Origin of the sequence: Ruminococcus flavefaciens, from assembly GCF_900119075.1 — a bacterium.
In the GTDB taxonomy this organism is placed as follows: Bacteria; Bacillota; Clostridia; order Oscillospirales; family Ruminococcaceae; genus Ruminococcus; species Ruminococcus flavefaciens_Q.
The window spans coordinates 144,993-160,600 of record NZ_FPIP01000008.1; the positions used below are offsets into that span (position 1 = coordinate 144,993).

The following is a 15,608-nucleotide window of genomic DNA, read 5'->3' on the forward strand; positions in this document are numbered from 1 at the left end:
TATGAATGCTTTTTACGCTGCGTTGTGTGAAAGAGCAAAGCCGTCAGCTTTTTTGTGCTCTTTCCAGCGCCTTTATAACGTTTTTGTGAGCAGGGAAACGCTTGTTCCTCGGGTAGTCTTTTTTGTATTGTTCAAGGACCGCTTCAGCATCCTTAGCCGAAAGCATTTCCGCCAGCTCCGGTGTCAGACTGTGCACTGCATTCATGGGCATGACAGCACTCGAAGGCTGCTCCTCATTGCAGGGGGCACGGTAGATAAGCTCCAGCACACTGCGTATTTCCTCAGAGGAAGGCTTTTCCTCAGCAAAGGCTTTCAGCAGCTTTTCAAGCTCCTCGTAAAAACGTTCATGACAGGGATCGTCGGCGAGTTTCTTTCCCATTCCGAAAAGCCCGTCCCACGCTTTTCTGTCACTTTCAAGCCTTGTTACCTGCGCAGTGTACTCCTCATAGACAGCGCGAACTTCGTCAAGTATCACTTTTACTTGTTTTTGAAGTCATCATCATCAAAGCTGCCTTTTCTGATGTGAGATGCGGTAAAATCGCAGTAAAAACGGTAAATGGAATAGCCTGCGATCGCCAGAGCAGCTAAAATGAATAACGCACTGAATGTCCATGCTGTAGCCATGTCCATGGTAGTATCCTTGTTGGTCATCAGCTTTATGGCGAGATAACCGAAGTATACTGCAACTACTACGCGGAGCACGGCTGATATCTTTGCCTTCTGACGTTTAACTGCATTGAGTTTTGATGTGTTCATGATTTTCTCCCTTTCTGTTTTATAAACTTCGGCTCGGGAGCGCTTTGCCCCGAGCCGTATATGGTATCAGTTTAACCTGCTTTACCAGTCTTTTTGTTGGATACAACGTCAAAGATAACAGCTACAAGAAGAACTGCACCCTTGACTACGTACTGCCAGTTGTTGTCAAGTCCCTTGATAGACATACCCTGATTGATAACACCGAGGAGGATAGCTCCGACTACAACGCCGCCGACAGTACCGCTTCCGCCGTATGCAGAAGCTCCGCCGATGAAGCATGAGCCGATAGCGTCCATTTCAAATGAGTTACCTGTATCGCCGTTTATAGAACCGATACGTGCTCCGATAAGAAGTCCCGAAAGACCTGCAAGGAGCGACATTGAGGTATAAGCTAAGAAGTAGACCTTGTTTGTGTTGATACCCGAAAGCTTTGTAGCCTTTTCGTTTCCGCCGACTGCATAGAAGTAGCGTCCGAAGGCTGTCTTTGAGGTGATGAATGCATAGATGAATACTATGGCAAGTACCCACAGAGCCATTACAGGTATACCCTTGTAGTGTGCGAGCTTCCATGAATAAGCGATGATCAGCAGGTCGATGACAGCTATCTTAGCGAACTGCGATACAGCAGAAGCCTGCTTGTAGCCCTTCTTTGCCTTCTTTATGCGGTTGAATACAGTAACTGCCACCAGTATGCAGGCAACAGCTATACCTGCGATGAATGCCGACCACTTGATATCATTGTCAAGCCCCGGTATCTCGATATATGAAGCAAATGTCTTGAGGAAAGTCTCATCGTTGATAGCGATAGTCTTGGACTCGAGTATCGCACGTCCGATACCTCTGAACAGGAACATTCCCGCGAGAGTACAGATAAACGGCGGTATATGGATATATCCTATCCAGAAGCCCTGCCACATACCTATCAGTATCGAGAGCAGCAGACACAAGCCTATTACAAGATATGCGTTCATATGGTGTTTTGACATCATCTGGGCGGCTATAGCGCCTATGAGGCAGACTGTAGAGCCTACCGAAAGGTCGATGTTACCGCCTGTAAGTATACATAAAAGCATACCGCATGCCATTACCAGCACGTATGCATTCTGGAGCAGAAGGTTTGACATATTCTGCGCAAGCAGGAGCTTGCCCTCTGTCCATAATGAAAAGAATATGAATACCACGACCAATGCAATGACCATGGTGTATTTCTTGATGAATGTTTTGACGTTCATATTATACTCCTTCGATCATTTATTTTTTATCGGACTGAAGGATAGCCGCCATGATCTTTTCCTGCGTTGCTTCCGCAGCAGGCATCTCTGCGACCATTTTTCCCTCGTTCATAACGTAGATACGGTCGCACATACCCAGAAGCTCAGGCATTTCCGATGATATCATTACCACGGATTTCCCCTGTGCCACAAGGTCGTTCATTATACAGTATATCTCATACTTTGCACCTACGTCAATACCTCTTGTGGGCTCATCGAGAATGAGCACCTCAGGATCAGCGAACATCCACTTTGAAAGCAGTACCTTCTGCTGATTTCCGCCCGAGAGATTTCCCACAGCCTGCTGTACAGAAGGAGTCTTTGTTCTGAGCTTTTCCCGGTATTCTTCTGCCACAGCGTTTTCCTTGTCAATATTTATGATTCCCTTGCTGCAAACCTTTTCAAGGCGCGACATTGTTGTATTCTTTGCAATGCTGTCCGCGAGGATAAGTCCGTTGCCCTTTCTGTCCTCGGTAACATATGCAAGACCTGCCCTGATAGCGTCATGGACGTTTTTCAGTTCCTTCTGTTCGCCGTCTATCTTCAGATTTCCGCTGATGTCAGAGCCGTATGATCTGCCGAATATGGACATGGCAAGCTCTGTACGTCCTGCGCCCTGAAGTCCTGAGAATCCGACTATCTCGCCGCGGTGAACGTTGAACGATACGTTGTCGACTACCTTTTTCTCGGTATAGAGCGGGTGGTGAACTGTCCAGCCGCTTACCTCCATGCCGACCTTGTCGCTTATATTATGCTCGCGGGAAGGGTAACGGTCGCTGAGCTCACGTCCTACCATACCGCTGATGATACGTGCCTCGTCGATATTATGGTCTGCGTTGTCGATAGTTTCGATAGTTGCACCGTCACGGATAACAGTTATCTTATCGGCAACGTATGATATCTCGTTGAGCTTATGGGAAATAATGATAGAAGTCATGCCCTTCTGCTTGAAGCTTATGAGCAGATCAAGGAGCATCTTGGAGTCCTCTTCGTTCAGCGACGAAGTAGGCTCGTCGAGGATAAGCAGCTTAACGTCCTTGCTGAGAGCCTTTGCTATCTCAACAAGCTGCTGTTTGCCTGTACCGATATCCTTGATAAGAGTAGTTGCCTCTTCCTTCAAGCCTACCTGCTGCATATGCTCGGTTGCCTCATGGTAGGTCTTATCCCAGTCTATGCCGAAAAGTCCCTTGCGCTCATTTCCGAGAAACATATTCTCGCCTATAGAAAGCTCGGGTATGAGAGCAAGCTCCTGATGAATGATAACTATGCCTTTTTCCTCGCTGTCGTGCAGTGTCTTGAATCTGCATTCATCGCCGTTGTAGATGATATCACCTGTATACGAACCGAAAGGATAGGTTCCGCTGAGTACATTCATAAGGGTGGATTTACCGGCGCCGTTTTCGCCTACGAGAGCGTGTATCTCACCTGGCTTGACTTGCAGATTAACGTTATCGAGAGCCTTTACACCGGGGAATTCCTTTGTTATGTTTTTCATTTCGAGAATATATTCTGCCAAGTATATCCCTCCTTTATCCTGTTTGTCATATTGTGCCGAATATGCCTGAATATTCAGAAAAGGGCAGGCAGAGCCCGCCCTTTTACAGACAATATAGCAGTATTATTCGTCATCAAGTGGTCTTAGCTGTTGACTCAAGATACTTGTTGTCGCTGTCCCACTTATAGAGACCTGTATCTACGAGAACATCGAGCTTATCCTTTGTGATAACATAAGGAACGAGGAGGTATGAAGGAACTACCTTTACACCGTTGTTGTAAGACTCTGTATCGTATGTAGCCTCAGCAGAAAGTGAGCTTACAAGACCTGCGTCAGGAGTCTGACCTGAAAGGATAGCCTTGGAAACTTCGAGAGTTGCAGCTGCCTCGTCATTTACGTTCTTGTAAACTGTCATTGACTGCTTGCCGTCAACGATGTTCTTGAGGTTAGCGATATCGCCGTCCTGACCTGTTACGATAGGAGTATTCTTACCGCTGTAGTCAGAAGAGATAGCCTGAGCTACACCAAGAGCTGTTGAGTCGTTGGAGCAGAGTGCAACGTCGAGCTGTGTGCTTGTGTAGTAAGAAGCAAGAGTGTTCTGCATATTCTCAAGAGCCTTGTCTGTTGACCAGCTGTCTGTAGCAACCTGCTCGAACTTAGTCTTGCCCGACGGGATCTTGAGCTTGCCTGCGTCGATATATTCCTTGAGAGCGTCGTAAGCGCCGTTGAAGAAGTAGCCTGCGTTATTATCAGCAGGATCGCCTGCGGTAAATTCGATATTGAAAGGACCGTCGCTGTTCTTGAGGTCAAGAGCGTCGATAACGTATTCGCCCTGAAGCTTGCCGACTGTGTAGTTATCGAATGAAACGTAATATGAAACTGCGTCTGTGTTCATGATAAGACGGTCGTAAGCAATTACAGAGATACCTGCGTCCTTAGCGTCGGCAAGAGTCTGAGAGAGAGTATTGCCGTCTATAGCAGCGATAAGGAGAAGGTCTACCTTATCAGCGATCATGCCCTGGATATCATTGTTCTGCTGGTTTGTATCGTTGTCTGAATACTTCAGCTCAACCTTGTAGCCAGCCTCCTCGAACTGTGCCTTGAGGTATTCGCCGTCACGGTTCCAGCGCTCGAGAGACTTTGTAGGCATAGCGATACCAACAGTCTTTCCGCCGCTGCTGCTTGAAGAATCATCTGTCTTTGAAGATGAATCATCGGCAGGTTTAGCGTCTGTTTTGGATTCAGTGTTTGAGTTCGTGTTTGCACCGGTGCCGTTGTCGGAAGAAGATGATGTTCCGCCGCATGAAGCGAGTGAGCCTACCATCACCAGTGTAGAGAGTACTGCAAGAAACTTTTTCATGATAAAATCCTCCTTTAAAAAATTGTATAGTGAAAAAATTGTTGCCTTATGTTAAATTAAATTTGTAAAGAAATTGTTGCCTTACATTATATTATAACAAACGCTTATGTTAACATTTTACACAGGTTTACTGCTCATGTCAATAGATTATCTGGCTGTTTCGTGTGTTTTATCAAAAACTTTGGCGTATTGTATAAGCCTGTCTGTTTTAATATGTATAAAATGACAATTACTCCAATAACAAGCGATACTCAAATTATAGTTTTGGTAAAGACAGGTGACAAATACTGTGAAAAGATTTGATACTGCGACAAAGAAGTTGTAAAAAAGTCTTCTGAGCTTTGTGCAGACAATGAATAAAGGCGGGGGAGACCGCCTTTATTTGTATCAGTTTTAGTATTTCAGCTTTGCTCTGACGGTTATCCTGTTTCTTCCGCTGAGTGTGCAGGTGAACAGCGTCATATCCCATGGGGAGTTTTCTTTGCTGAGCATTTCATCAGCATTGCTGCCGTGTATCTCCTCAATGCTTATTATGCTGTAATGAAAAGCCCTGCCACCGCAATCGGTGAACACTATTTCAGCGCCGTCTGAAAGGCTGCCCAGCTTACCGAAGTGGCTGCTGTAGTTATGTGCAGCTATGATTAAGTCGCTGCTGTCGGTACTGCCGCTGTATCTGCAAGGTGCGATATCAAGGGCTTTGTAGCTGAAATCATTTATTACGGGCAGCTCAAGACCGAGCTCTGCTATGGTGAGGTATCCGCAGTAGCCCGTATTGTCAATGCTGACAGTGGGCATTTCAGTCTTGGCAGGCTCTTCGTATTGAGCGAAAAGGTCGTCTTCAGTGTTTTCGGCAGCGGTGGGCTTTGCAGTGCTTACGATAGCGTTTTTCAGCTCCGAAAGTGAAGCCTGTGAGCGTTTGGCTGCTGTTCTGCTCTCGGTAATATTGAAAATGCACAGGCACATAGCTGCAAAGATCAATGCTGCACCTGAAACGAAGCAAAGCTTTCGGCATTTACTTCTCATCGCCGTTTTTCTTCCTTGTGAGCAGACCTATGCAGATGAGCGTTATTCCGCCAAGTGCAAGAGGCAATACAGGCCACCAGAGCTGTCCTGTCTGCGGAAGTCCCGAGCCTGTAGTTGTTGCAGCTGCTGATGTTGATGTGCTGATAGTGGAAGTGGTGACAGCAGCAGTTGTTTTAGTGTATTCTCCGCCGTCTATAAAAATGTCAGGAGCATAGGAGTTCTTGATGAGGAACTGCTTTGAGTTGTAATCCACAAGAACTGCATATTTTACAGGGATACTGCGCTCGACTACGCGCCATTCGGCGTCGAGGTCAAGTGTATTCCAGCGGTGCTGCCAGTTTGAGGCTTCGTCGAGGACTACAGTATCGTATAGCTCGCCGTCCTTGAAGAGGTCTACCGTTACATTTACGGGACGCGCCTTGAATGAGTCATCATTGTCCGCCCATACCTTTTTCACGGTGTAGCTGCTGACCTGTCCATGAAGAGTTATAACGCTGTATATCTTCGGAAAGGCTTCCTCAGCCGAGCCGTCCTCCTTTATCTCGAAAAGCAGGGGAGTCGCCATGTAGGTAATGGGTTCCTTTTGAACTTTCTTGGCGACAGCAAGGTAAAGTCCCTTATCAAGTCCTTCAAATACGACGTTTCCGTCATTGTCGGTAACGTTTTCAGCGAGAGCTTTTATGCGGTCGCCGATGATGAAGCTTTCCAGAGCCTGAGCGGTACCGCGTATATTTTCTGTGGAAAGTCCGCTCATATCTACGGGATAATTTGCGAATTCGTCCGTGAGCGTGAATTTTCCGCTGCGGCGCTCGCCGACCTTGTATATCTTCCAGCTCATGTCCGAGACTCTGACATTTTCCTGTTCGCATACAAGAGTAATAGATGCCTTGACCTCCGCTGAATGAATACACGGCATGACAGAGGCAAGAAGCATGACAACGCACAGCATACTCAGCAGCACTGAACATATTCTGTTTTTCTTTTCAGACATATTATCACCCTGCTAACTGTTTGGTATTTATCATTTCTTTGTTTTCTTTTTTGGGCGCTTATCACTGATAAATATCAGCGTGAATGTTATGATAAGCAGCGGTACAGCTGCAATAGGAGCTACTATCAGCGGATCTATCCTGAAGGCTTCGTTCTTGACATACACACCGACTTTTTTCTCTTCGGTATTTTCGATACGTACTCCTCTGACGAGCAGCCTGTGGGTATTTATTCCATATGGGGTACAGGTCAGCAGTGTACAGTAGTCCTTTCCATCTGCTATGCGGAGGTCTTCAAATTCCTCAGGCAGGACTATCTTTATCTGGTCAACTTCATAGGTGAAGCGGCGGTCAAGTATCGTAATGGTAAATGTATCTCCGACCTCGAGCTCGTTAAGGTCTGTGAAGAGCTTTGCACTGGGAAGTCCTCTGTGTCCCGAGAGTACGCAGTGAGTTGACTCGCCGCCTACAGGCAGGCTTGTGCCTGTCAGATGTCCGACGCCGACCTGAAGGACTTCCTTGGCGATACCGTGGTATATGGGGAGCTCCACATTTATCCTGTCAATGTCGATATATCCCATGATACCTGTTCCCGTGATATCGAGAGTGTCCTCATAGCCGCTTACAAGGTCGGGCTCGAAGAATGCCGAGGGCGAATCATGGAGCCTTTTGTTGTAATCCTCAGCCTTTGCGAAAACAGCGTCAAGCTCTTCCGTTGAGGAGTCGCTGAGCTTCTCGTTGTATTCGGATATGACTCGCGAAGCGTGTTTGGAATTGATATATTCGCTTATGGCTGGATATAGCAGCACGGACAATCCGACGATAAACATTATGAAAATTGCAATGCTGAAAAAATGCTTTTTCATCGGATCCTCCCTGCCGCAATATCTGCGGCGGCGTTAAAACCGCCGCAATACTGCAAATTTAGGAAATTACCTTTCCTTGATATTCATTCTCTTCTTTACTATGAGAAGTACCAGTGCGCCTGCTACCAGCATTCCGCCGACTACATAGAATATTGTTGTACCCATGCCGCCAGTACCGGGAAGAGTCATACCCTTGTTGTTCTCAACATCAAATGTGAAGAGGTTATTCTTGTTAGAAATGTTATCTGAACCCTTTTTAGCGTTCCATGTGCAGGTCTGAGCTGTGTCGTCAAGAGCTGAACTGATAACTATGGTAATGTTTTCGCTGAGCTTGTTGTAGCCATCGGGAGCTGCCAGCTCAGAAATGGTATAAGTACCTTCTTTAAGTCCTGTGAATGAGATAAAACCGTTTGCATCAGAGTAAGCGGTCTGATTTACTGATTCTGTTGTAGTAGCAGTATCATGTGTAACTGAGCTTATAAGCTTGTACTTAACAGTTGTGGAATCATATTTTGAAGCTGTTGTTTCTGTAGAAGCTTCATCGGTAAATGTTCCGTCCTTGAGCATATAGTATGTACCGTCGGCAGCTTCCTTGTATATCTTATCGTTGATGAGTACGGCTTTTACGCCTTCACCTGTTATCTTGAACTTTGCGCCTTTAAGCGCAGCCTTTGTTGTAGCGTCCTTTTTGATGAGCTTTAAACCTGTTGTAAAAGTTTTTGTAGTTGACTCGGGAGTTTTTCCTATTACGTCAGTATTGTTTTTTTCATCACCTGTTGGCTTGTCGCCGCCATTATACTGATGATTCGGATTGTTTGAGAATGTAAGATCAACTTTATTCGGGTTTCCTGCTGATGAGAGATCAGCCTTTTCATTGAGGGTAGCTGAGTATTTGACGGTTATTGTTTCGCCGATATGACCGCCGTCATCGTTTGGGTCCTCTGTGCCCATCTGGTAAAGCTGCTCGTAGAAATCCTTGAATACTATCTGGAATGTGTATGGAGAAACGCCGGTTGTCAATACCTCATAATCTGTTCCTGATGTCAGAGTATAGGAACCTACTGTGATCGTAACATCGTTATTGAAGGTAAGACCTTGGCTCATGGTGTCGTTGATAATGAAATAGTAATCGTTATATGCTGACATATCGGGAACTGACGATTCTAACACGAAAGGCACCTTGTCGCCTATGCTTGCGGTATTTGTATTTTTTCCGCTTGCATAATCTGTACCGATCTTCTTATCTATATACGGAACATCAGTCTTTGCTTTTATCGTATCAAGATCATGGTCTGTTACTACACTTAATATATGATCTGAAAACGCATACTGAGAATTTGTTGAAGGCTTTTCAGTTATCGTATCTTTTACGAAATAATAACCTGCACCGGGTACCTTTTGAGTTGATAAACTGTAGCTTGTTGTGCTGAGATTTGCGCTTACTATGTCTGCAAAAGCGTTAGCTTCGGGACTGTTTTTAGTGAAGGATTCAATAACCAAAGCTACTTCGGCTGCTGTTGTGCATGAAGAAAAAGGATTTGTTGAACCGAATTTAGTGCTTGATGTTAAAGCTGTGAGAAGTGAGGTACTGTTTACACCGCTGCCCCACTGGATCTCAGTAAGCTTTTTTTCTCCGCTTATTGTAGCGAGCGTTCCTGTGAAGACCTGATAAGCTACATATTCATGAGTAGCCTCATCATTTGTTGCTTTGCTTACAGGGATAGAATAGGTCTCTCCCTCTGCATATGATGCAGGGATAGAAGACATTCCCAATGAAGCAGCCACTGCTGCTGAAAATAAAGCTGCTGTTAATCTTTTGAATGTATTTTTCATAATATCACCTTTCATAATAGATTTTTGTTTGATATGCATTTAAGGAGGTATCATTTATCCTCCTTTCTTTTCCGCAGAAGCAGTCCTGCGAAAGAGAGTATGATAACGGCTGAACCTGTTATCATATATGGAACTACGCCGCTGCCGCCTGTTGAGGGGAGCTTATAGATCTGGAGCGTTTCATTGAACACTTCGTTCAGATCAGCCTTGATAGTAAAGTCAAGACCTGTGTGTGTCGGACACTTGTTCAGAGCGTCGATAACGCTTTGATGATCCATTTCAAAATTAACACTGTCAAGGAATATGTTATCTCTGGAAGATATATCATCTGATGATGAAGAGATGATATTGCCGCTTGCATTGTATTTAGTTACTGTTTCGGTTTTGGGAACGAGAAGAAGCTGAATATCAAACAGAGCTGTATCCGTATTATAGAGCGAGAAGTTTTTGTCATTTCTCAGATAAACGTAATCTCCGTTTTTTATCTTCATAGCATTTGGATTTGCGTTCGGATCTTCACATTTGATATAGTTAGAAGTAAGCTCATACTGAGTATCTCCCGGATTTCCGTGGCGGTAATAATCGTCAGTAAAGAAAGTTTGTATCGTAGAGCCATTTGAATCAAGTATATCACATCTGTTGACATTTGCAACATATGCTTCATATTCAGTAATAGTCTCGATATAGCTTCCGTCGGGGGCAGATACTTTTTTAGTTGCTTTATACATTCCGCCTTCTGCTATTTCAATATCTGCATGAGTAAGGTTGACATTTGCGTCTCTGACCTTAATGTATATTGTTTTGTATTCGCCGTCACAGTATATCGCTACGCTCTGAACATTATCGCCTGTATTGTCAAATGCTTTCAGAGTTGCATATTTATAGTTCCCATCGGCACTGCTTTCAAGAGTCATCCACCTTGATGTATTATTATCCGTCGGGAAATAGAACCATGCATCCTGATTTACTCGAGATATCGGTATCTTTAATCTTATAGTATCTCCTGTTTCGATCTCTATCGGATTATTTTGATTATTATGTGCTCCATATATACTTAAAAAATCATAGTCAATAAGCTTTTCTTCAAGCACCCTGACATAAAATTCCTTTACATCGTTTTGAGAGAATTGGTATTTTATGACCACATCGCCTGCTTTGTTGGCTGTATATTTTCTGACCTTTTTGTAGTAGGTATTTCCGTCACTGCCTGTAACAGAAATACTCTGTGATTCGTCATAATTACCGGGGATCAGGATATTTTTATATTCATTTTCCCGATTTGTATCATAATAAAACCATTTGTCTGGGAGCATTGAATAGCCTGCAATAGAAATTGTATCTCCCTTTTGGATAATATACGGGTAATATGGAGAATTATGAACGTATCCGTTGTCATTCGGCAGCCAGGTAAGCTCCTCCAGCGATTCATGGAGCTTCTCTTTTTCGACTTCACCGAGAGCGGTTACTACATATATGGAAAAGCTATCTGCGTCGAAGACAGCTCCGCTTTCCGAGACAGCTGCATTTTCGACTATCTCCGCGCCGCCGCTGTCCGCAATATGGAGCAGGCTGTATTGACTGCCGCTGAGCTTCTGCTCCTCGGGGAGGTCTATCTCAACGTGTACTACTGAACTGTCAGCAGGTTCAAGCTCAATGCCCTCTGGGGAAATGAACGAGATATCAACGGCAACTGCCTCGATATCGGCTGTCTCTGCGCCAAGAGCGTCTGACGCCTGCTTAATGGCTTCTTCACGGGAAATATCTGCGGCGAGCATTTTTGTGCCGTCGGGGAATATGCCCTGTTCAGCCGAAGCGGACACCTTTATTCCTGATACGCTTTCAGCTGTGAACTTCATAGCAGTCTCATCGGCTGTTTGAGGCGTTTCAACAGGCACATATCCGAAGATATGCTCATCGTCGGTTTGATAGCTGCATTCAGCTACTGCTCCGTCGGTCTGTCCTTCTATGGTTATGATACAGGGGTTGTCGGTATCGGAAATTATTTCGGAAATAATGCCTGAGCGGTCTGCCTTTCCGTCAAGGTCTGTGTCAAACAGAAGCACATCTCCCCGTTTGGGCGAGCCCTTATTAAAAGGGGACAGAACTCCTTTTGCACTGAGTTTCAGCGACCATGCCCAGCAGCCTGAGCTGAATGGTATATCTGCTTCGGTTACGCCTGCATAGTGCAGACAGAAACAGGTGAACATTGTATTCCAGTCGCCGTAAGGATTTCCGAACCAAGCGCCGTATCGGCTGTAATTCTTATGGGTACAGCCGTCGTCGCCGATAATATAGTTCTGAGTGTTTTCGGTATAGCCTAACTGCGAAGCTGCTATGAGAGCAGCATTTTCAGCAAGCTCGTCTGTGAGCTCGGGAAGCGTAGATTCCCATACTTCATCAGTTTCGCAAAGAGAACTGCTGAGAAGCGACATATCAGCTGACTGTCCGTTAGTATCAGGAGCAAGCGTTTCGTCTGTCATTGCTGTGCCGATACCGCGCAGCTGCCAGAAAACGCCTGTAGAAACAAGCACGGACATGGCAGTGATAAATGATGTGAGCCGTCGTTTTTGTTTCTTCTCCATGCGAAGCTCATGAAGATATTTTTTCAAGGAGTTATTCAAATCCATCCCCCCTTTCTTTATAAATTATGTATAGCGTCATTCAGCCGACCATATCCTGAAAAGATATCTGCCGACCATCTGATCGTAGTCCACGCAGCCTACAGCAGTGCTGCGGCTGTCAACGGAAGTCTCACGCTGATCTCCCATAACAAAAAGCTTACCTTCGGGAACGGTATAGGGGAGATCTATATCACATTCGCCGAGAGCTTTATTGGTAACATAAGGTTCGTCAAGAAGCTTTCCGTTAAGATATACATTTCCATTTTCGTCAATATCTATATTGTCACCTGGAAGTCCTATGACGCGTTTGAGCAGAAGCTTGTTCTGCCATGAAACGCAGCATAGCTCTCCTGTAGAAAAACGCTTTGATTTTACAAGGAGTATAATATCGCCGTTGCTCAGTGTGGGCTTCATACTGTCCCCCGATACCTGTATTACAGGAAGAAAGAGCATTGATATCAGGACTGCAGCAGCAGCCACCACAAGGAGCGCGGAAACAGTGCTTTTGAGGATCCGTCGGAATTTAGCTTTGTTATCAAGCTTTGAACGCTCTGCTTCGACCTGTTCAACAGGCGGAAGCTCCGAGCTTTTTTCTTCATCGGTAGTCATCATTGTATAAACGAGGTCAACGAGCTCTCGTTTATTCAGGTCTCCGAATTCCTTTTTTGACATTCTTTATCCCGCCTTTGTCAAAAATGAATTACAATATGTATTAATTATAGCACACGTTTATATTTTTATCAATAAAATACAAAGAAAAAAACTAACAAAAATCAACGCTTTGCTTTGTTGATTTTGGCATTTATAAAGGCTTGATACAACAAAAAGGACGGCGTAAAGCCGTCCTGAAAGCTTATTGCAGTATACTTCTGCCGTATTTTCGCCTGTAACTGCGGAATGAAAGCGGCAGCTCTGTAACAGATAAAATGTGTTTTGTGCGCCATAGTTCATGTCTGAGCCGTAATGCTGTCAACGAGCTTTTCGGCATCGTCAGCCGACAGGGGACGTCCCCATATAAAGCCCTGTATGAGGTCGCAGCCTATACTGCGGAGGGCTTCTAACTGTTCCTTTTCCTCAACGCCCTCAGAGATAACGTTAAGCCCCATAATATGTCCCATTGATATTATTGCGGCAACATACTGTTTTGAGGATTCATTGGAATTTATCCTGTCAATGAAAGATTTGTCTATCTTCAGCAGGTCCGCAGGTATCTTGCTGAGGTAGCTCAGCGACGAATAGCCTGTGCCGAAATCATCAATGGCGAACTTTACGCCTATATCTCGGAGCTGATTTATGCAGTTCAGAGCCTTTTCCGTCGAATCGATAAGTATTGATTCGGTTATCTCTATCTCAAGCTGAGAAGCTGAAATGCCGCTTTTGCTTATGAGCTCCTGTATCTCTTCAATGAAATCGTTTTTCAGAAGATGTCTTACTGACGCATTTACGCTCAGCGTAAGGTCAAGCCCTGACTTCTTTATTATCCTGCTGAAGCAGTCAGCCGCCTTTCTGAACACCATGCTGTCTACCTTGTCGATAAGACCGACTTTTTCGGCTATGGGTATGAATTCTCCGGGTGAGATGAAGCTGCCGTCCGAGTCCTTCATACGTGCAAGAGCTTCAAAGCCGCGCAGCTTATGTTCAATATCGTACTGGGGCTGTAAATTGAAATAAACAGTATCATTTTCAAGGGCAGCACGTATTTTGTTCTCTATCTCAAGTATATGCTCGTTTCTGAGTATATCCGAGGAATAGCGCAGGATATGGTCGCTGCTGTTAGCCTTTTTTATTTCGTTCATGGCTGCGTCGGCATGGGATATGAGCGAATCTGCTGAGTCGGCGTCCGTGGGATATTCCGCGTAGCCGAAGCTTGCGCTTATATAAAGGTCGCAGCCTTCTACTGTCAGGGGATCGATGAGAGCTTCTGCAAATCTGTCGATAGTATCCTTAAGCTCCTTGTCTGTGTCGTATCCGCAGATGATGAGCAGGAATTCATCGCCGTTTATGCGCGTTAAATAGTTCTGCACAGCCGAACTCTCATCTGCCGATAAGGCTTTCCAGCGCTCGGTGATACCGATAAGCACCTTATCTCCTGCGTCCTGTCCGAGAGAATCGTTAACGCTCTTGAAATGATTCAGGTCAATGGAAACAGCTGTGAATCTGTCATTGTTGGCTATCAGCTGGGAAATATGCTCGTTGCAGGCAAAACGGTTAGGCAGTCCTGTAAGTGCGTCGGTATAGCTCATATGCTTCAGACGTTTGAGTACCTTGTAACGGGAGATATGCGAAGAAATGAAAAACGTTGTAAGCTCCAGAGTTTCCTTGATGCGCATAGTCTCATTCGTATCAAAATTAGTAGCCCATATGAAGCCGAGTGTCTCGTGTCCCTGACGGAGAGGGAAGAGAACAACGCTTTCTACTCCTGCTTCCACAAGAGTCAGATACCACGGATTGTTTATCCTGCTGTAGTATTCCATATCATTCTTATCCTGAATGATAACACAGTCGTTTTCGCTGCCTATCATATTTATCCACGAGGCTGCAATTTCATAGAAGTTATTAAATTCCGTAACACGCTTGATAGTGCTGTTTTCCTTGAAGTCGGTCGCAAGGATAGAGTATGTCTCATCGGTGTCGTTGAGCAGAAGTACGGTGCAGCATTCGGCTTTGCATATCTGACGTATCTCAGAGATTATGCTTTCCATGGCGTCCCTGAGGCTGTTTGCTTTGTGGAGCTTTATACAGGTCTTGAGGACGTCGTTTGAGGTCTGCACCGTGTTTACAGTATCAAGAATGATATCGGGGTTATGGCTTGGAGAAGCCATATATGCGCAGTAACAGACGTCTCCGTCTTCATAGTCCACAGGCATGGCGTAGATATCGAACCAGATATCAATGTTGTCCATGTGAGAATAGGTATGAACAGGAGTTTTCAGTACTGCGGCACGGAAGCATACGTCCTCAAAGCTTCTGTTTTTCGGGAAATACCTGTAGTAGAGCGAATCGGGCTCAAAAACGGAGCCTGCGTCGGACGAAACGTAGTATTTCTCATCTCTGAGCCGTATTTCGATCATTTCCATGTATTTTTTATTGCAGGCGGCAATACGGATATCTCCATAGCCGCCGTCAGCTGTTTTTTGTACTGATATGATGCAAGTCGGAGAAAAAAAGGTATCAGCAAATCTCTGTATATCCATATTGACTCCTTTCTGTTACAGGCTGTTTTCAAAAAAAGCGGCTTGATCGGCATAATAATTCAATTATATTATATACCATATTTTTTAAATTGCAATTAACGAAATATTAATATTAAGAAAAAAGAATACCGCCATTAACCGCAACACTTATATAGAAGCTTACAGTTAATTATGGGGGAAACCTTTCTGAGGAAAGGTTC

At 44.9% G+C, this 15,608-nt stretch carries 12 protein-coding genes; all 12 read right to left on the reverse strand.

Translation table 11 applies throughout. The features are described 5' to 3' along the window. Positions 1 to 43 precede the first annotated feature (43 nt). Positions 44 to 475, reverse strand: coding sequence for a hypothetical protein (locus tag BT105_RS11730; RefSeq protein ID WP_072300915.1), 432 nt, complete (start codon positions 473 to 475; stop codon positions 44 to 46). Positions 476 to 477: 2 nt separating this feature from the next. Next, positions 478 to 756: a hypothetical protein gene (locus BT105_RS11735; protein ID WP_072300916.1), complete on the reverse strand. Its 279-nt coding sequence runs from the start codon at positions 754 to 756 to the stop codon at positions 478 to 480. Positions 757 to 827: 71 nt separating this feature from the next. Then, a complete protein-coding gene (locus BT105_RS11740; RefSeq protein ID WP_072300917.1) occupies positions 828 to 1,988 on the reverse strand; it encodes an ABC transporter permease subunit in 1,161 nt (386 codons plus the stop codon). A 19-nt stretch (positions 1,989 to 2,007) separates the two neighbouring features. Next, positions 2,008 to 3,543, reverse strand: coding sequence for a multiple monosaccharide ABC transporter ATP-binding protein (gene mmsA, locus BT105_RS11745; RefSeq protein WP_072300918.1), 1,536 nt, complete (start codon positions 3,541 to 3,543; stop codon positions 2,008 to 2,010). A gap of 112 nt (positions 3,544 to 3,655) precedes the next feature. Then, a complete protein-coding gene (locus BT105_RS11750; protein ID WP_072300919.1) occupies positions 3,656 to 4,882 on the reverse strand; it encodes a substrate-binding domain-containing protein in 1,227 nt (408 codons plus the stop codon). 393 nt (positions 4,883 to 5,275) lie between these two features. Next, positions 5,276 to 5,905 (reverse strand): sortase, encoded by a 630-nt coding sequence (locus tag BT105_RS11755; RefSeq protein WP_072300920.1) that lies wholly within the window; start codon positions 5,903 to 5,905, stop codon positions 5,276 to 5,278. Then, a complete protein-coding gene (locus tag BT105_RS11760) occupies positions 5,895 to 6,896 on the reverse strand; it encodes a Cna B-type domain-containing protein (protein WP_072300921.1) in 1,002 nt (333 codons plus the stop codon). Before BT105_RS11760 ends, BT105_RS11755 begins: the two co-directional genes overlap by 11 nt. 30 nt (positions 6,897 to 6,926) lie before the next feature. Further along, positions 6,927 to 7,760: a class C sortase gene (locus tag BT105_RS11765; RefSeq protein WP_072300922.1), complete on the reverse strand. Its 834-nt coding sequence runs from the start codon at positions 7,758 to 7,760 to the stop codon at positions 6,927 to 6,929. Positions 7,761 to 7,826: 66 nt separating this feature from the next. Continuing rightward, positions 7,827 to 9,593, reverse strand: a complete 1,767-nt coding sequence (locus BT105_RS11770; protein WP_177243975.1) for an isopeptide-forming domain-containing fimbrial protein — start codon at positions 9,591 to 9,593, stop codon at positions 7,827 to 7,829. A 50-nt stretch (positions 9,594 to 9,643) separates the two neighbouring features. Next, positions 9,644 to 12,214 (reverse strand): LPXTG cell wall anchor domain-containing protein, encoded by a 2,571-nt coding sequence (locus tag BT105_RS11775; RefSeq protein WP_072300924.1) that lies wholly within the window; start codon positions 12,212 to 12,214, stop codon positions 9,644 to 9,646. 36 nt (positions 12,215 to 12,250) lie between these two features. Beyond that, positions 12,251 to 12,886, reverse strand: coding sequence for a signal peptidase I (lepB, locus tag BT105_RS11780; protein ID WP_347497014.1), 636 nt, complete (start codon positions 12,884 to 12,886; stop codon positions 12,251 to 12,253). Between the two features lie 275 nt (positions 12,887 to 13,161). After that, positions 13,162 to 15,408: a putative bifunctional diguanylate cyclase/phosphodiesterase gene (locus BT105_RS11785; RefSeq protein ID WP_072300925.1), complete on the reverse strand. Its 2,247-nt coding sequence runs from the start codon at positions 15,406 to 15,408 to the stop codon at positions 13,162 to 13,164. Positions 15,409 to 15,608 lie beyond the last annotated feature (200 nt).